This is a genomic window from Methyloglobulus sp. (assembly GCF_040079455.1).
GTDB lineage: Bacteria > Pseudomonadota > Gammaproteobacteria > Methylococcales > Methylomonadaceae > Methyloglobulus.
Genome location: NZ_JBEBKJ010000076.1, coordinates 1 through 18057 on the forward strand (window position 1 = coordinate 1; position 18057 = coordinate 18057).

Consider the following 18057-nt stretch of genomic DNA (forward strand, 5'->3'; position numbering starts at 1 on the left):
GCGTAGTGCATCCATCATTTTCCAATGATTAATTTTGATGGATGCACTACGCTTATCCATCCTACTTTATTTTTTTAAATCAATATCTTGTGGTGTGTAGGTTGGGTTAGGCGCACAAAACAAATCAGAGCAATATTTCAACCGTGTTAACCGTGCGCCGTAACCCAACATTGGTGCGACAATTCAACCAACGTCGGGTACGGCTCGTCCAACCGTCAGGGTTGCGTAACCTACGGCAATTTGCGAGCCTAACCTACAGAACTAATTTATCTTATTTTCCGCAAGCGTTCGAATTCGCTCCCGCATAGATTCGGCGGTATGTCCTCCAAGGGAAACATCTAGTTCCATGCCAAGAACGAGAAGCGATTTCGCTTGTTCTGTAGGCAACTCCATTAGATTAGAAAGCACTATAGCGCATCTGCCAATTGCACGAACGAGCGAACACATAACAACGATCACGCCTTCGGGTTGTAAATGTCCGCCCAAAACAGGTATCTGTTTAGTGTTATATCCACCAGGCAAAGCCGAAGGAGTGGGATGTACTGCTTGCTCACATAGGTAGCTATACTCATCAGACTTTATAGGAGGATCTATTTTTTTAGCCTCAATAGCGATCCTGACTTTAAGAGGAGTAAATTTCTGCCGGCGCTCTCGGTCATCCAATTGTTGCCATTCTTCCCTTTTTTGTGGCTCAAGAGCGAATAACGCCAGCAAATTAACCAATTCCCCAATAGATCGGATAAGTGCTAATGCTTCATCATATCTGCCAGTTCGTGCTAACCGTAACGCTCCTGATGCTTGGCTATATACTCTGGCAGCTAATTTTTCCAAATCATGAGATGGATTTTCACAGCCCCAATAGCAACATGCCGCCTGCTCGATGATTTCTAAGGTTAATCCTAAAAGATCAAGTGCTTTCGGGAATCGTTTGCCATGCGCCTCCTTAATCCATATATCGGTATCACTCTCGCACTTACTTTCAGCCGCTAAAACAGCCTTAAGGTAGCTCGAACCTGAACTCACTTGAATTTTAGTCATGTACGTATCACTCCGCCATTTTCCTTCTGGTTACAACTAAAAACTCCCGACACACTAAAAAAGACGTTGTTTTAATTATAAGGCGAACTGTTCATGTTAATGCCAAGTCGCTCAAACAAAACCTTATCCTGATTCGCCAACGGGTTATCAGTCGTCAGCAATTTCTCACCATAAAATATCGAATTCGCACCCGCAAGGAAGCACAAGGCTTGCATCTCATCACTCATATTGTTACGCCCAGCAGACAAACGAACACGGGACTTCGGCATCATGATCCGTGCCACCGCGAGTGTTCGGATAAACATGAATGGATCGAGCTGTTCCGTACCCATAAGCGGCGTGCCTTCCACCTGAACCAGCATGTTGACTGGTACGCTTTCAGGATGCTTAAGCATATTGGCAAGTTCGATCAGCAGGTTAGCGCGGTCTTTGTCGCTTTCACCCATACCGACTATGCCACCGCAGCACACATTGATACCTGCATCCCTGACTCGTGCCAGCGTGTCCAAGCGGTCTTGGTAAGTGCGGGTGGTAATCACTTCGGCATAATAGTCTTCGGAGGTATCCAGGTTGTGGTTGTAGTAATCCAACCCGCCTTCTTTTAGTTTGGCGGTTTGTTCATCAGTTAACATACCCAAAGTTACGCAGGTTTCCATGCCTAGTGCCTTAACGCCTTGCACCATTTCGACGACCTTTTCGACATCCTTATCTTTCGGTTCACGCCAGGCTGCGCCCATGCAAAAGCGCGATGCACCCTGGGTTTTGGCTTGTTGTGCGGCTGCAAGCACGTCTTCAACGCACATTAACTTTTCGGCTTTCAAGCCAGTATCAAAACGCGCACTTTGCGGACAATAGCCGCAATCTTCCGAACACGCGCCAGTTTTGATGCTCAACAAGCTGCTGACCTGGACTTCGTTGGGGTCGAAATACTGGCGATGGACGGTTTGCGCCTGATAAATCAGGTCGCTGAACGGCATAGCGAAAAGTGCCAGCACTTCATCCAGATGCCAGTTATGGCGAATACGTTCAAGGTTTGCAGACATTCGGTTAATCTCCAACTACAATAAGGTTCTGAGGATAAAAAGCGGCGACTTAACTTGTCAACCATACTCAATGAAAAAAGTTAACGACTGGCTAACTATTATACAGGACTACTTGCTCCCGCCCACCTGTATTTTGTGCGGCGACCTTGGACTCGTGACATGTAAATACTTTTCCGGATGCACCGCTAAATAAATTCCTGACTACCGACAAATTTCCGCAGGCTTATATTAGGAGACCCATGCCTTAAGTAGGATAGCTACTGCTGAGGCTGGGAGATGTGTATAAATTAATGTGCAGTTACGGTCGGATGCACAGTTGGTTGAGTCCTTTCAAAGCTATGGTTCTGAAAGCCAATATGCTCTCAGGTACTGTTTGAATGGCGGTGACCGTCTGGCTTTAATTGCCCTGAATGTGGTTTTCACCTCTGTCGCAGAAAGGACACTTCCCATGCCAATCAGGCTTTTAAGGTTGTTTGAAGCTTATGGGTAACCTGGTTTGTTTAAGCGGAATAATAATATTTCAATAGCTATCCTAATCTTTAGTCCTTATAATAACGGGTCGAATAAAAGAAAAATCGGTCGGTTAATTCGACAAGTCTTTTATTCAATCCTTGCGTGTTGATCGGTACTTTCAGAAAATCCAAGCGTTCCCCCTTCTCTGCCTGGTATGGTTAGCAATCAAACACTAATTGATTTATTTATGCTTATGGCATGAGGAAGTAATATGGCAACAGGTACAGTAAAGTGGTTTAACGAAGCGAAAGGTTTTGGTTTTATTTCGCCTAGCGATGGCAGCCCAGATGTATTTGTACATTTTTCTGCGATTGCCAGCCAAGGCGACTTTCGCACTCTCGCTGAAGGCCAAGCGGTCAAATACGAAGTGGAAACTGGCCCAAAAGGACCTCAAGCCAGCAACGTAGTCCCTGCCTAACGCGGATTTTATATAAGCTCAGATTTAGTGGGCTTGAGAACACACACCTCGTTGGCTATGCAATCCAACTCACCCTTGATAATTAGGACATGACACTTGAAACGATTATTTGTAGGCAACCTGCCTAGCGATGCCACGGAAGAAACAGTAACTACCTTATTTGCTCAATATGGCAAAGTTCGTTCCATACAACTTATTGCCGACATATTCAGCGGCAAATGCAGAGGTTTCGGTTTTATTGGAATGGAAGGCCATGAAGCCAGAGCAGCTATTGCTGCCTTGGATGGCAACCTGTACTGCGGTAAGCCTTTGAAAGTCAAATTTGAAGATGTCAGCGCAGTAAGAGGCGGAAGGCGTTAAACAATCTTCATCTCCGTAGAGACGCAAAATTTTGCGTCTCTACCCCAACGAGAAGGGTCTTAATCTCTTGATTTAACAATAATATTGGTTAAGCAACCCTGTCCCTAGGCTCTTGCCCAGCAAAGAAAGCTGCAAGGTTATCCAGGACACGATTACCCATCGCAACGCGAGTTTCTTCAGTTGCGCTCCCCAAATGCGGTAATAAGGCCACATTATCGAGTTCCAGGAAACCTGGATCAATGTTCGGCTCACCCTCAAAGACATCCAATCCCGCCCCAGCAATCCAGCGTTCTTTCAATGCCCTGATTAAAGCTTTGCTATCGACCACATCGCCTCTCGCGGTGTTGATAAGGTGCGCTAATGGCTGCATGAGTTTCAGGCGTTGTTCGTTAATCAAATGCTTGGTGGCTTCTCCGCCAGGGCAATGCAAGGACACAAAATTTGCTCCCGACAGCAACTCTTCAACGGTTGCACATTGGGTTGCCTGTAGCCCGTCAATTATTTCTTGTGATGGTGGGTAAGGGTCGGTAAACAGGATTTTCATGCCGAAACCATGGTGCGCTTTTTTCGCCATCGCTTGGGCAATACGGCCAAAGCCAATTAGGCCTAGCGTTTTACCCGTGACTTTCTGCCCTAACATGTGCGTTGGTCGCCAGCCCGTCCATTGCCCGTTACGAACCAGCCTGTCGCCTTCCGAAGCCCGTCGAGCCGACATCAATAACAACAGCATCGCAATATCCGCCGTGCAATCGGTGAGTACGTGTGGCGTGTTGGTAACAACCAGACCGTCCTTTTTTGCGGCTTCAATGTCGATATTGTTATAACCGACGCCAAAATTACCAATGATTTTGGCGCGTTTGTTGGGAACGCCCAAAATATCGGCTGTGATCAGATCGGTCACTGTCGGCAGTAATGCATCGGCGGTTTGCAAAGCGATCTTAAGTTCGTCCGCCGTCATGGGAATGTCGGATTCGTTTAACTGCACAACATACAATTCTTGCAACCGAGCTTCGACAAGGGCTGGCCATTTACGGGTAACAATAACTTTGGGTTTGTTCATAGTTTGGTTAATTTCTTTGACAATAGTTGATGGGAACCTCTAATAATCCCCTCTCCCTCTGGGAGAGGGCTAGGGTGAGAGATATAATTGCTTGATTTTATTACCCTCATTCCGGCCTTCTCCCAGAGGGAGAAGGAGTTTTTTGAATTTTTAGAGATTCCCTTTATATAATTTTTTTTCATCAAAGGGTAATGGTTTGGTAAATTCTTTACGAATCGCATCAGCTTCTGTTAATAAACTTACTTGTCTTAACCATTTCATAAAGATGTCAAATTGCAAATCTTGCTCGTGTTCAAACAAAATAATGGCTTCATCTGTTTGTGTTTTATTGCCATCTGATATAGATACTCGTGGCATTAAAAACGCAATAATACACAACATTAATATATTTCTATTTTTACTTTTAATATTATTTTTCATTCGATTTTGGGATTAATTAAGAGAATCATATTTGATTAAAAAGCCTATTGCCCTCGCAAAAAAAACTTATCCAGATCACCCGTCGATAATTCCACCCAGGTCGGTCTGCCGTGGTTGCATACGCCGCTATTTTCAGTGCGTTCCATGTCTCTCAGCAAGGCATTCATTTCGTCAATGGTCAGCCTTCGATGCGCCCGTACTGCGCTGTGGCAAGCGATTGTTCCCAGGATTCGCTTGCCGTGATTTTGCATCCGATGGCTTAAACCATTTTGGGCAAGATCAGCCAGGACATCACGGATTAAGGCTTCCATATCCGTGTTGTTCATCAATGCGGGTACAGCTCGTAGCACTATCGTATCCAGTCCAGAACGATTAATCTCAAAACCTAACTCTGTAAATAAATCAACAGCTTGTTCAGCAAGATCAGCATCCGTCGGGCTGACATTGATTTTGATCGGCAATAATAAAGGCTGGCTGGGTACTGCACCTTGTTGGGATTGTTGTTTCAAGCGTTCGTAAAGCACCCGTTCGTGGGCGGCATGGGCATCGACTAGGATAATGCCGGTACGGGTTTCCGCTAAAATGTAGATATTGTGCAAATGGGCGATGGCGAAACCCAAGGGCGGAAAACCCTGCTGACTGGCTTGTTCTGGCTTTGCTGCATAGCCAGAACTTGTTCCAGAATACAGCTTGGCATAAGCCTGAATCGTCTCCTCAACTTGATAAGGCAATGCGGATTGTGCAGGTTGGTAAGTCGAATAAGCCCCACTGTGATTAGCCCTGTTGCCAATAAACGCATGATTGACATTGCTTGGGGTAACTTCCTGATGTTGATTATCACCATTGAATGGCTGATGGTTAGCAGCACTGATGTTGACCGCATGGTGGGCAGGTCTAACTTCCGCCAATGCCCGATGTAGTGCGGAAAACAAGAAATCATGCACTAACCGCCCTTCCCTAAACCTTACCTCCAGTTTTGCCGGATGGGCATTGACATCGACTAGGCCAGGATCAAGGTTTAGGTACAACACAAATACCGGATGCCGCCCATTAAATAAGACATCCTGAAATGCCTGTCTGACCGCATGGGCAATCAGCTTATCCCGTACCAGCCGGCCATTCACGTAGAAAAACTGCATATCTTGCTGGCTGCGCGAAAACGTCGGTAATCCTACCCAACCTGTTAGTTGCAATCCTGATGAGGCGACATCGATTTTTATCGAATTATCCAGAAAAGCCGATCCACAAATACCCGCAATCCGTTGTTGCTGCTCAGTTTCTGTTGCAGCCAGCGGAAGGTGGAAGATTTCTTTTTGGTTATGGGATAAGGAAAAGCCAATATCAAAACGGCTAAGTGCCATCTTTTGAATTAAGCTCTCGATATGAGTAAATTCAGTCTTCTCGGTTTTTAGGAATTTTCGGCGGGCTGGGGTGTTATAAAATAAATCCCGTACGTCAATCGTAGTTCCTTGAGGGTGGGGATCAGGTTGTAGATCAAAGCCCACTTCTGATCCATCAGCAGAAACCATCCACGCACATTCGGCTTCCGCAACACGGGAAATCAAAGTCAGCCGTGAAACGGAACTGATACTGGGCAACGCCTCCCCCCGAAAGCCCATACTGGCAACGCATTCTAAGTCTTCGAACGACGCTATCTTGCTGGTGGCATGACGGGACAACGCCAATGGCAAATCTTCTTTGATGATGCCACAGCCGTTATCCCTGATTCGTATGCGCCGCGCCCCGCCCTGCTCTATGTCGATACTGATCGTGGTCGCGCCAGCATCAAAGCAGTTTTCAACCAGCTCTTTAACCACCGACGAAGGCCGTTCAACCACTTCACCGGCGGCAATCTGGTTGATAAGTTGGATGGGGAGTACTTGAACGCGCATCGTATGGCCTGAAATAAAAACGTCATTCTAACCGACCCGATGCGGACTGGGTAGGTTGAGCTTTTTGCAATCCAAATTACTTGTATGTTTCTATACGACATTTTCCTTTGAAAAATATGGTAATTTAATCGGGTGTGCCTCCTATAAAAATTGTCGGTGAGCCACTAAAATGCATACTGCTACCTGGTTCTTCTTGTCACACTAGTTTTCACACCAAGCTGTATCGTATGCCACACAAGTATGAGGTATGAAAACCAAGAATCGTTCAACCAAACGACACGTTTCGAGAAAAACATGTCACATATTAAACGCAATGACATAAAAAGCTGGCTAGCTATTGATGATTTACATTCAGGGTCTGAAGCTTGGTCAGAAAGGCATCGTGATAGACTTGTGCTTACGAACCAAGATAAAGGGCTTGGTTGTTCTAGTACTGAACGCGTAACGGGGTATGTTACCCCGTTACTCACGCTTTCCCGACGGTGACGTTGTTGAACCACGTCGAAACCTTGCGAACGGGACAACATGCCCCGACCGGCTGAGAGGCTAAACCCAATTTAGCCAATGCAAACAATGCGCCGAATGTTGAGTTTTGCTATCACTCTAACCAACTTACGAACTTTTCCAGGACTCTATCTACACTACAGGTTTAGCCCATAACTCAACACGAACAACCCAAAACAAGGAAAATTAATGTCATTAGAAATCATGCTGATTGTCGCCTTTACCGCTGTAATTCAGTCAGTATTTGGTGCAGGTGTCCTATTAATAGGTACGCCGCTCATGCTCTTGTTCGGCTACCCATTTATTGATGTATTGATAGTGCTGTTGCCCATCTCGTTAGCAATGAACATCATGCAAATGACTAAATATCACGCCCATATCGATCTAGAATTATTGCGTAAGGTGATGTGGATGACGCTTCCGCCCATCGCCGTATTTTTATTTTTGGTCACACATGTTCGAATGAATATCGGCCTGATTATCGGCCCTTTTCTTTTATTCATCGCGTTTAAATCGATTTCAGTAGCTGTTGAACGAATCCTTGACCGCTTAATGCGCTATGAAAAGCTGTATTTACTGACCGTAGGTATTGTACATGGCACCAGCAATTTAGGCGGCTCATTGTTGACCGCACTCATTCATCATAAACACTACCCCAAAGATGTCGCACGAGTGACTATTGCGGCTTGTTACTGCTCATTTGCCGTCGTGCAGTTACTAACGTTAGGGATATTTAGCCGTCAACAAATCGATATGCCTGTTTTTGGTAACATCATTTATATTTTGGTTGCCACAGTCATTTTTGAGCTGATTGATTCGACCTTCTTTAGTCGAATTGAACACGATAGATATCGATATATTTTTAGTGGTTTTTTAGCCTTCTCGGGTTTGGTGTTGATAGCAAAATCTTTTCTTCAGTAACCTACCCCGTCTTAAGGGAATCTCTAAAAACTCCCTCTCCCTCTGGGTGAGAGATATAACTGCTTGATTTTAAATCCCTCATCCCAACCTTCTCCCAGAGGGAGAAGGAGCTTTTTGAATTTTTAGAGATCCCCTTAAGATTGTAACCAATCCATGCGTCCTGGATTCCGGTAAGCGGAGCAAGTTCCTACTTGCCTACCGCACATCCACCATACTTGGCGGTCGTCCATGCCGGAATGAATACTCTAGGATGAAACAGCCTGTAGCGTCTAACCTTCCAAATGATAGCCCACAACCCGCTCAACCTCCTGCTTCGATCCCAGAATCAAAGGCACACGCTGGTGTATATCGGTGGGTTTGATGTCCAGAATACGATCTCGACCAGTCGAACAAACACCACCCGCTTGTTCGATAATGAACGCCATGGGATTGGCTTCATACATAAGGCGTAGCTTGGCGGGTTTTGCAGGATTCCGTGAATCCAAGGGGTACATGAATATGCCACCGCGCGTTAGAATTCGGTAAACCTCGGCAACCAAGGAAGCAATCCAGCGCATGTTGTAGTTTTTCCCCAACGGGCCTTCAGTGCCTTGTAAACATTCAGCAATATAACGCTGGACGGGGGGTTGCCAAAAGCGTTGGTTGGTCATGTTAACGGCAAATTCAGCGGTCTCTTCGGGAATTCGCATGTTCCGGTGAGTGAGGATAAATTCACCGATGTCTTGATCCAAGGTAAATGCGTTAACGCCGTGTCCGGTCGTCAACACCATCATGGTCGATGGGCCATATAACACAAAACCCGCACACACCTGTTCGGAACCTTTGCGGAGGAAATCCTGCAAATCAGCATCAATGCCTTCACGGCAACGCAAAATGGAGAAGATGGTGCCTACCGCCAGATTAACATCAATATTTGAAGAACCATCCAAAGGATCGAACAACACCAGATACTTGCCTTTGGGGTAATGGCTGGGAATCTTAATAATGTCGTCGATTTCCTCCGATGCCATGCCAGCTAGGTGTCCCGTCCAGTTCAAGGCATTAACCATGATGTCATTGGTTATGATGTCTAGCTTTTTTTGGACTTCACCCTGGATATTCTCGGATTCAGCACTGCCTAACACTCCTATCAATTCACCTCGGTTGACAATGTGGGAGATTTTTTTGCAAGCGGTGGCGATGTCATTGAGCAATGCGGTAAACGATCCCGACGTGCCAGGGAATTCCCGCTGTTGCTCGATGATGAACTGGGTTAAAGTCACTTTATTGGTCATGCAGCAATTGTCTCCGTATCAGATTTGGATTTGTTAACTAGTGCGCTTACGTAACAGCTTTAGAGGTTTGACTTGATAGCATTGTGATAGCTTAGGGCTTTTTACTAAAGCTGTGATAAACCTTATAGGAAAGTATACAGGCTGCTAATGCTAAAGTTATCGCATTCGAGATGATAATTGCGTAATCTGCCAAGTGGATGCCATAGATTAACCAACACAAAACCCCCAAGGTGAACAGGCTGTACATACCCAACGAGAGCGATGATGTGTCCTTGGTTTTGATGGTCATGATAGCTTGTGGCAAAAATGAAGCCGTCGTCAACGCGCCGGCCACATAACCAATAAGCTCTTGATTTATTATCATAGTGTTAGTGTTGTCGAGTCAGTGGTGTTGAAAAGCTTTTAATTTGTGTAATGGTGCGTAGCATAACGCATGCGCTCAAGATAATTTTCGGGGAAATTATACAGGGTTATTGGCACTGATTATTTAAGGAATCTCTGTGTAGTCCTTCGACAAACTCAGTAGAATCTTGTCGAATTACGACCACAATCACAAGATTAATAATTTCTTATCAAATCGCAATTACTAGGTGATTTAACCATCAATTTTGTTTTGCTTTTGCCCTCATCACTTTTGTAACAGACTGATTTCCAAAAAAATGTGAACTACGTCACAGTTATACACAAAAACTGTGGATAACTTTGTGGGTAAGTTGTTTTTTCACGCGCTTATAAGTCGTTTTTACTGGCCTTAACTTAAATTGTCCATAAACAAGGCAATTACTATTTATTAATTACAATCAATATGTTACAACAATGCAAGTGTTTAAAAAATGCTGCTTTAACAAACACTCCTAACCCATTGATTCTTTCTGTGTACAAATAATTTGGATTCGCTCTGTTTTATGTAATTTTATGCTTACAAAATCGGATAAATCCAAGTTTTGAGCCTTATTTTCGCTCATCCCAAGCCTTTTCCAATCTTTTAGCAGAAATCGGGTATGCCGTTTTCAGTTGCTGGGCAAATAGTGAAACCCGAAATTCTTCCAACATCCAACGGAATGGGTCTTGCTCTGGAATCAAACGATCTTTTTTGGCTTTTTTCTCAATATCGCTCCAAAAGCGGATAGCATAACGGTTAATTTCCTGGATTTTTTGCCCGTCATTGTCGGGTTTATCGAGGCGATAAGTGATTGCTTTCAGGTAACGGAGGATGGCTTTTAGCTGATGAGCTGGGGTATTACGAATAAAACCCGCGTAAATCATCACAGCAAGCTGCTCGGTGATGTCTTTTAACCGTGCATCGTGGCTATTTAATTTGCTGAGATCCGTTTTGATGTCACCATACAATGCCATTATGTCCAATACCATTTTGCCCACTTCGTTTGCGGTCACTATTAATTGCGACTTGTTTTCCCGCAAAGCTTGTTCAAATGCTGCTTGTGTTCGGATGACATTGCTTTCGAGAAATATACTATAAAGGATTGAATACAACGCATCGTCTTTGAAAGTGGTGTTAACGTCACTTTCATTCATCAAAATGGGATGCGCAAGCAATCGGTTGTATGCAAATTCCGCTGCCGCCGATTGCGGTAGGGTTTTCAACAGATAAGTGCACTCTTTACGGAGTTGCAACTGCACTAAACGGATTAGTCCATTCTTATGTTTGGCTGCGGCTTTGGCTTCGGTATCAAAAATGCGTACACCAACGGCATTCCCTTCATCAACAATAGCAGGAAAGCCGACGAAGGTTTGACCGTTTTGAATGAATGCGTGCGTTTCCGGCAAATCCTCAAACGCCCACTGGATGCAGCCCGTGTAATTCAGTTCGTCGGCGGCAATCTGGTCGAAACTTTGCACTGCTTTCACCGTGTATTTTTCCTGTAATTTTTTCAAGTCACGACCATAGTCCAGCATTTGATCGTGTTCGTCTATGACTCGAAAATTCATTCGCAAATGGTCTGACAAAGCCTCTAATTCCCATACATTCAATGGGATAGCTTCACCTGTCAGCTTTCTTAAGCGATTACCCAGCCATTCTTGTACAGCGCCTTTAAAATCGGGTTCAATTTCAAGACAGCGTTTAACGGTTTCCGGCACTGGCACAAAATGCTTCCTAACCTGTTTGGGCAAAGATTTCACCAGCGCAATACATTTTTCTTCCAGCAAACCCGGCACTAACCAGTCAAATGCCGACTGCGTTAGCTGATTTAATTGATGCACCGGAATAACTGCTGTTACGCCATCTTCATCGTGTCCGGGTTCAAAGCGGTACTGTAATTTAATGGTCAGATTGCCGATTTTCTTATTGTCTGGAAAATCCCATTCGTTGACGTAGTTATCCTGCTCGCGGGTTAAATCTTCTTTCGTCAAAAACAGGATGCGCGGATTTTCCCGCTCTGCTGTTTTGCGCCATTTATCTAAGGTTATTCCGCTTACGACTTCCTGCGGAAGCTTCTGGTCATAAAAGGCATACAACCATAATTCATCTTCCACCAGATCAACCCTCCGCCCCTTATGCTGGATATAACCGACTTCTTCCAGCAGCTTTTGGTTAGCCACAAAAAACGGCGCATTGCTGTGGTAATCATGGCTGACCAAGGCCGATTGGATAAACATCTCCCGCGCAGATTTGGCATCCACATTTTCATACGGCACTTTACGTGCGGCTTGCAGGGTCAAACCATATAGCAGAGTGCGCTGGTACACGCCGCAACGTCCCGCTTTCTTTTCCCAATGTGGGTCAAAATAATTATGTTTCATCAAATGCCCAGCACAAGCTTCTATCCATTCCGGTTCAATTCGGGCGACATTACGCGCATAAACTTTGCTGGTTTCCACCTGTTCTGCCGCCATAATCCATTTCGGTTTGATCTTGTGTAAGCCAGAACCGGGAAAAATGAAGAATTTCAGCCCTCTAGCGCCCAAATATTCATATTGGTCATGTCGAAAACCGATATTGGATAACAATCCCGTTAATAAGGCACGATGAATTTTTTCATAACTGGCATCGTCGGTATTCGGGTGCAGTTTTAAATCGCCTTTAATAACCTGCATAATCTGGCTATGAATGTCGAACCACTCTCGCATCCTGATGTAAGACAGGAAATTATCAGTGCAATATTTTCGTAATTTACTGTTAGATAAATGCTTTTTCTGTTCCTCAAAAGTATTCCAAATATTTAACACCGTTAAAAAATCAGACTCAGGATGACGAAATACGGTATGTTTGGCATCGGCTTGCTGCATCTTATCGGCGGGTTTCTCTCGCGGATCCTGTACGCTTAATACCGATACGATAATGGCAACTTCTGTCAAACAATGCTCATGTGCCGCCGCCAGCAGCATTCGCGCCAGCTTAGGATCGGTCGGAAATTTGGCTAATTGCTTACCAATATCGGTGAGTTTACCTTGCTTATCCAAGGCATTGACTTCATGCAGCACGGTTTTGCCGTCACGGATCATCTTTTCATCCGGCGGCTCTAAAAACGGGAAGTCTTCAATATCACCGAGGTTCAGAGTCATCATCTGTAGCATGACCGCAGACAGATTAGTGCGTAAGATTTCCGGCTCGGTAAATTCGGGTCTGACTAGATAATCGTCATGTGAATACAACCTTATGCAGATGCCTTCCGCCACCCGCCCGCAACGTCCCGCCCGTTGATTCGCGCTGGATTGTGAAATGCGTTCAATCGGTAAACGCTGGATTTTGCTGCGATGACTGTAGCGGCTGATACGTGCGTGACCGGTGTCGATCACGCAACGGATACCCGGAACCGTGAGCGATGTTTCCGCTACGTTCGTCGCTAACACAATACGGATTTTGCCACCTTTGGGGTTGAATACCCGCTCTTGCTCGCTGACGCTTAATTTGGAATATAAAGGCAAAATTTCATATTGTGTCGGACGGTGTTTTTTAAGTGAATCTGTCGTTTCCCGAATTTCCCGTTCACCACTCAAGAAAATGAGGATGTCGCCACGTAAGTCGCGATACAGTTCATCTACTGCATCGAGGATAGCATTTTGCAATTCATCGGTGGTTTCATCGTCCTCATCGTTTTGCTCGATAGGCCGATAACGCATTTCCACCGGATATGTCCGCCCAGACACTTCAATAATCGGCGCATTGCCAAAGTGCGTGGAAAACCGTTGGGTATCAATCGTGGCTGAGGTAATAATCAGCTTTAAATCAGGGCGCTTAGGTAGCAGCCATTTCATGTAACCCAGCAGAAAATCGATATTTAGGCTGCGTTCGTGCGCCTCGTCGATGATAATCGTGTCGTATTGATTTAGGTAAGGATCGTTTTGCGATTCCGCCAGCAAAATGCCGTCAGTCATTAATTTGATTAATGAATCGGCATGAGTCTTATCGTTGAAGCGAATTTTATAACCCACCGATTTACCGAGCGGTTCGCCCAACTCTTCGGCAATCCGGTCGGCTACTGTCCGCGCGGCAATCCGCCGGGGCTGAGTGTGACCGATGAAACCCGCCGTGCCACGCCCGATAGACAAACAAATCTTAGGCAATTGCGTGGTTTTACCGGAGCCGGTTTCGCCGCAAACGATAACAATTTGATGATTTTTAATCAGTTCGGCAATATCATCTTTCTTACCTGTGACGGGCAAATCAGGAAAATTAAGCGCAGGAATACTTGCAAGACGTTTATTTCTTGCCGCCACGGAATTCTCAATGCGTCTAGCTAATGTGGAAATCTGGTCAACCGGATTGTTGCCTTTTTGGACTTCGCTGCGTAAGCGATCCAATTGCCGCTTGTTTGCATGCCTGTCTTGATTTAAGCAAAGCGGTAATTGCTGTAACATTTGTTTAAGGCGTTCTTGAGTGGACATCAATCGTTATGGCTTGGATTTTTACTACAGTTCCTAACACTACATCAATTCAAAATAGCGTATAATTTAGCGTATTGTTTCAGATAACATCACCATTTCCAAAAGTTTACGCCTATGTCTATCTCCTTAAGAAAAATCACCCATCAAGTTTCCGTCGGTAATGTCAAAGTCGGAGGCGGTGCGCCAATTGTGGTGCAGTCGATGACCAACACCGATACTGCCGATGCAGTGGGAACAGCCAGGCAGATTATGGAACTGGCGGATGCAGGATCCGAACTAGTACGGATCACCGTGAATTCGGAAGAAGCGGCGGCGGCAGTATCGGAAATAAAAAATCAATTGCTCAAGAAAGGTTATTCCGTTCCCATTATTGGCGACTTCCATTTTAATGGACATCGTCTACTGGAAAAATATCCTGATTGCGCTGAAGCATTGGACAAATACCGCATCAATCCCGGCAACGTGGGCCGGGGCAAAGCTCGCGATCCGCAATTCCAAATGATGGTGGAATTTGCCTGTAAATATAATAAGCCCGTGCGGATAGGCGTTAACGGTGGCAGTCTCGATCAAGCGGTATTTACCCGTTTGCTGGACGAAAACCGGATGTTAGCCAATCCTGAGCCATTACCTGCCATAACCCGCAAAGCCATCGTATTATCTGCGTTGGAAAGCGCGGCGAAAGCGGAGGAATTGGGCTTAGGCAAAGACAAAATTATTCTGTCCTGCAAAATCAGCAATGTGCAGGAATTGATCCAGATTTACGAAGACTTAGCCAGCCGTTGCAACTATACCTTGCATTTGGGCTTGACTGAAGCGGGCATGGGTTCAAAAGGTATCGTGTCGTCTTCTGCTGCGCTTGGCGTGCTGATGCAACAAGGCATCGGCGATACCATCCGCATTTCGCTCACGCCGGAACCCGGCGCTTCACGTACTAAGGAAGTCATCGTCGCCCAAGAATTGCTACAGACGATGGGTTTCCGTTCGTTTACGCCGATGGTCATCGCCTGCCCTGGCTGTGGGCGCACCACCAGTGATTATTTCCAACATTTGGCACAAGACATCCAAACGTATTTACGTGATCAAATGCCCGTTTGGCGTACCCAATATCCCGGCGTAGAAGCCATGGAAGTTGCAGTTATGGGTTGCGTGGTCAATGGGCCAGGCGAAAGTAAAAGTGCCAATATTGGTATCAGCTTACCTGGAACGGGCGAATCACCGGTCGCACCCGTTTATGAAGATGGCGTTAAAACCGTCACCTTAAAAGGCGACCATATTGCCGAGGAATTTCAAGGTGTGGTGCAACGATATATTGAATCGCACTATGGTGAAGCAGCTAGAGAAAAATCTGTGGCTTGATTAGCTTCTAGTGCCACTATTGTTCAATGTTCTAGACAATAGCAAGTAGCCTCGATTCCGTTACACTTGTTTGAGGCTACTCACTGAATGATTTGGGTTTAACCAACCAACTCATCCAAATATTTTTCCGCATCCAATGCCGCCATACACCCCGCACCTGCCGAGGTGATGGCTTGCCTGTAAACCGAATCCATCACATCACCCGCTGCAAACACGCCTGGTATGCTGGTGCTGCTAAAGTTTCCGGTAATGCCGCTTTTAACTTTTATATAGCCGTGCGCCATGTCAAGTTGACCATCAAAAATACCAGTATTCGGGCTATGCCCAATGGCGATGAATACGCCATGTACAGCCAAGTCTTTGGTTGAACCATCCACGGTGTTTTTCATTCTAAGCCCGGTAACGCCCATGTCGTCACCCAAAACTTCGTCCAAGGTGTGGTTCCATTCAATGACGACATTACCGTTTTTGGCTTTTTCCATTAACTTGTCAGACAAGATTTTTTCGGAACGGAATTTGTCACGGCGATGAATGACAGTCACTTTTGAAGCTATATTGGATAGATATAACGCTTCTTCAACGGCGGTATTGCCGCCGCCGATCACGGCCACGTCTTTGTTCCGGTAGAAAAATCCGTCACAAGTGGCACAGGCGGAAACGCCTTTGCCTTTGTAGGCTTCTTCAGACGCTAAGCCTAAGTAACGTGCTGATGCTCCCGTCGTTATAATCAACGCATCACAGGTATAAGACCCTGCGTCTCCGGTCAGCTTAAAGGGCTTGGCAGACAAATCCGCGGTATGGATGTGGTCGAAAATAATTTCCGTGTCAAACCGTTCGGCGTGGCGGCGCATCCTGTCCATCAGCTCAGGGCCTTGCAAGCCCTCAACATCGCCCGGCCAATTATCCACGTCGGTCGTGGTGGTCAGTTGTCCGCCCTGCTCCATGCCGGTAATCATCACTGGTTTCAAGTTAGCCCTTGCCGCATACACAGCGGCCGTATAACCGGCAGGGCCAGACCCCAATATTAAAAGTCGGCAGTGTTTGGGGGTGTTCATTAGTTATTCTCCATTTTTAATTAATTTAATGTTCAGGTTGTTGGGGGTAACAAGGTGATCTCTAAAAATCCCCTCTCCCTCTTGGAGAGCGCTAGGGTGAGGGTTGTAAATGCTTGATTTTAAATCCCTCATCCCAGCCTTCTCCCTCTGGGGGAAGGTGCTTTTTGAATTTTTAGAGATCCCCACAAGTTAATTCGTAAACTTTAATTTCAACTTTGTTGCTTATTAAGTATAGTAAAAAATTTCAACTTAGACCTGTAGTAGGTTGGTTCAACTAATTAAATCAACCTACTACAGCTCTAAAAAAACCTTGTGTGGAAAATCCCAGACAAGGTTTGTTATATCTAATAAATCCAATGTAAGGCTACTAAATAACCTAACATTTTCTACCTAACGTAAAAAAACCTCCCCTGTCAAAATCAACAGAGGAGGAAAGGCAAAACATACTAACGATTAAACTATTAGCATTAATTCAACATCAATATAGCTTTTTTACTAGCTGTGTAGCCACTCGACCTTGGAATGTCGCATCAATCACACGAGGTCTTGACGCTCTAGGTAGCGGTATAGAAACCGACCATTTACCGTCTAACCCAACTTTAGCGGCACCTAATGCAACAGCATCGTAAGCATCACTTAGCTTGACTGGATCAACAATGGTAGCCGTACGCTCCGCAATGGTTGATTTTCCCGACCACGTAACTTGACCGGATACGTCCAACTTTTGCAGCTCCAGGTTATATACCGCACTGGACATGACATTCGTAGCAACAGCCGGATCTGGATTCATAACGGTAGTCAGCTTAGGTAATACCTTAACGGACACTTTACGTGAATCAGAATGGACATCCGGTTTTCCACTGCCGTGTGCTTTGGCACAAAACTTAAACTTCACAGTTTTACCACCAGTGTCAGCAGGTGGTGTCCAAACAATGATCCCTTGTTGTACCCGTAAATACGTATTATAGGCTTCTACAAACAAGGCATCTTTAGGTAAGTCAGACAAACCCATGACGATATGGCGGTCATCGCCGAAAGCAGCAACGCCTAATCGGAGTGGTTGTCCGGCATGAACCACCACTTTGCCAGGATTTGATAGCATGAGTCTAGACTCATCATCACCGCGTGACGAATCATGCTCGTTACCTTCGTATTTAGTACCGTGTTCCTTGTCTTCATCGTCACATGCCATTGGTGCTGGCATTGGTGTCACCACAGGTTTCGGCGTCACCACGGGTTTCGGCGTCACCACGGGCTTCGGCGTCACCACAGGTTTCGGCGTCACCACAGGTTTCGGCGTCACCACAGGTTTCGGCGTCACCACAGGTTTCGGCGTCACCACAGGTTTCGGCGTC

The 18057-nt window shown here is 45.6% G+C and carries 15 protein-coding genes; 5 read left to right on the top strand and 10 right to left on the bottom strand.

Annotated features, from left to right (window positions below):
* Nucleotides 1-261: 261 nt before the first annotated feature.
* Together ABL924_RS14475 and bioB are read right to left on the bottom strand one after the other, a co-directional pair.
* Nucleotides 262-1038: a hypothetical protein gene (locus ABL924_RS14475; RefSeq protein ID WP_349027807.1), complete on the bottom strand. Its 777-nt coding sequence runs from the start codon at nucleotides 1036-1038 to the stop codon at nucleotides 262-264.
* 71 nt (nucleotides 1039-1109) lie between these two features.
* On the bottom strand, nucleotides 1110-2081 hold the full coding sequence (gene bioB / locus ABL924_RS14480) for a biotin synthase BioB (RefSeq protein WP_349027808.1): 972 nt from the start codon (nucleotides 2079-2081) through the stop codon (nucleotides 1110-1112).
* Nucleotides 2082-2805: 724 nt separating this feature from the next.
* Between bioB and ABL924_RS14485 the strand changes: the two genes are divergently transcribed.
* Both ABL924_RS14485 and ABL924_RS14490 read left to right on the top strand, forming a co-directional pair.
* Entirely contained in the window at nucleotides 2806-3012 is a 207-nt protein-coding gene (locus ABL924_RS14485; RefSeq protein WP_349027809.1) for a cold-shock protein, read from the top strand.
* 96 nt (nucleotides 3013-3108) lie between these two features.
* Nucleotides 3109-3372: an RNA-binding protein gene (locus tag ABL924_RS14490; protein WP_349027810.1), complete on the top strand. Its 264-nt coding sequence runs from the start codon at nucleotides 3109-3111 to the stop codon at nucleotides 3370-3372.
* A gap of 88 nt (nucleotides 3373-3460) precedes the next feature.
* On the opposite strand, the gene ABL924_RS14495 is transcribed toward ABL924_RS14490, so the two are convergent.
* The 3 genes from ABL924_RS14495 to mutL all read right to left on the bottom strand — a co-directional run bounded on the left by ABL924_RS14495 (nucleotide 3461) and on the right by mutL (nucleotide 6744).
* A complete protein-coding gene (locus ABL924_RS14495; protein WP_349027811.1) occupies nucleotides 3461-4432 on the bottom strand; it encodes a D-glycerate dehydrogenase in 972 nt (323 codons plus the stop codon).
* Nucleotides 4433-4582: 150 nt separating this feature from the next.
* Nucleotides 4583-4852 (bottom strand): hypothetical protein, encoded by a 270-nt coding sequence (locus ABL924_RS14500; protein ID WP_349027812.1) that lies wholly within the window; start codon nucleotides 4850-4852, stop codon nucleotides 4583-4585.
* Nucleotides 4853-4896: 44 nt separating this feature from the next.
* Nucleotides 4897-6744, bottom strand: a complete 1848-nt coding sequence (gene mutL, locus ABL924_RS14505) for a DNA mismatch repair endonuclease MutL (protein WP_349027813.1) — start codon at nucleotides 6742-6744, stop codon at nucleotides 4897-4899.
* A gap of 240 nt (nucleotides 6745-6984) precedes the next feature.
* Between mutL and ABL924_RS14510 the strand changes: the two genes are divergently transcribed.
* Both ABL924_RS14510 and ABL924_RS14515 read left to right on the top strand, forming a co-directional pair.
* A complete protein-coding gene (locus ABL924_RS14510) occupies nucleotides 6985-7230 on the top strand; it encodes a hypothetical protein (protein ID WP_349027814.1) in 246 nt (81 codons plus the stop codon).
* A gap of 207 nt (nucleotides 7231-7437) precedes the next feature.
* Entirely contained in the window at nucleotides 7438-8169 is a 732-nt protein-coding gene (locus ABL924_RS14515) for a TSUP family transporter (protein WP_349027815.1), read from the top strand.
* A gap of 269 nt (nucleotides 8170-8438) precedes the next feature.
* Here the strand turns inward: ABL924_RS14515 and ABL924_RS14520 are convergent, their stop codons facing one another.
* The 3 genes from ABL924_RS14520 to hrpA all read right to left on the bottom strand — a co-directional run bounded on the left by ABL924_RS14520 (nucleotide 8439) and on the right by hrpA (nucleotide 14291).
* Complete coding sequence (locus tag ABL924_RS14520) at nucleotides 8439-9443, bottom strand: class 1 fructose-bisphosphatase (protein WP_349027816.1); 1005 nt, start codon at nucleotides 9441-9443, stop codon at nucleotides 8439-8441.
* A gap of 91 nt (nucleotides 9444-9534) precedes the next feature.
* Nucleotides 9535-9807: a SemiSWEET transporter gene (locus ABL924_RS14525; RefSeq protein ID WP_349027817.1), complete on the bottom strand. Its 273-nt coding sequence runs from the start codon at nucleotides 9805-9807 to the stop codon at nucleotides 9535-9537.
* Nucleotides 9808-10394: 587 nt separating this feature from the next.
* Nucleotides 10395-14291 carry an ATP-dependent RNA helicase HrpA gene (gene hrpA, locus ABL924_RS14530; protein ID WP_349027818.1) on the bottom strand — a complete coding sequence of 1299 codons (3897 nt, stop codon included), beginning with the start codon at nucleotides 14289-14291 and terminating at the stop codon, nucleotides 10395-10397.
* A 114-nt stretch (nucleotides 14292-14405) separates the two neighbouring features.
* On the opposite strand from hrpA, the gene ispG reads away from it, so the two are divergent.
* The gene (ispG, locus tag ABL924_RS14535) at nucleotides 14406-15647 is read left to right on the top strand and encodes a flavodoxin-dependent (E)-4-hydroxy-3-methylbut-2-enyl-diphosphate synthase (protein ID WP_349027819.1); all 1242 of its coding nucleotides are present in this window, start codon (nucleotides 14406-14408) and stop codon (nucleotides 15645-15647) included.
* 98 nt (nucleotides 15648-15745) lie between these two features.
* Here ispG and trxB read toward each other — a convergent pair whose 3' ends face one another.
* A complete protein-coding gene (gene trxB / locus ABL924_RS14540) occupies nucleotides 15746-16702 on the bottom strand; it encodes a thioredoxin-disulfide reductase (protein WP_349027820.1) in 957 nt (318 codons plus the stop codon).
* A 478-nt stretch (nucleotides 16703-17180) separates the two neighbouring features.
* Complete coding sequence (locus tag ABL924_RS14545; protein ID WP_349027821.1) at nucleotides 17181-17906, bottom strand: hypothetical protein; 726 nt, start codon at nucleotides 17904-17906, stop codon at nucleotides 17181-17183.
* Between the last annotated feature and the right edge of the window lie 151 nt (nucleotides 17907-18057).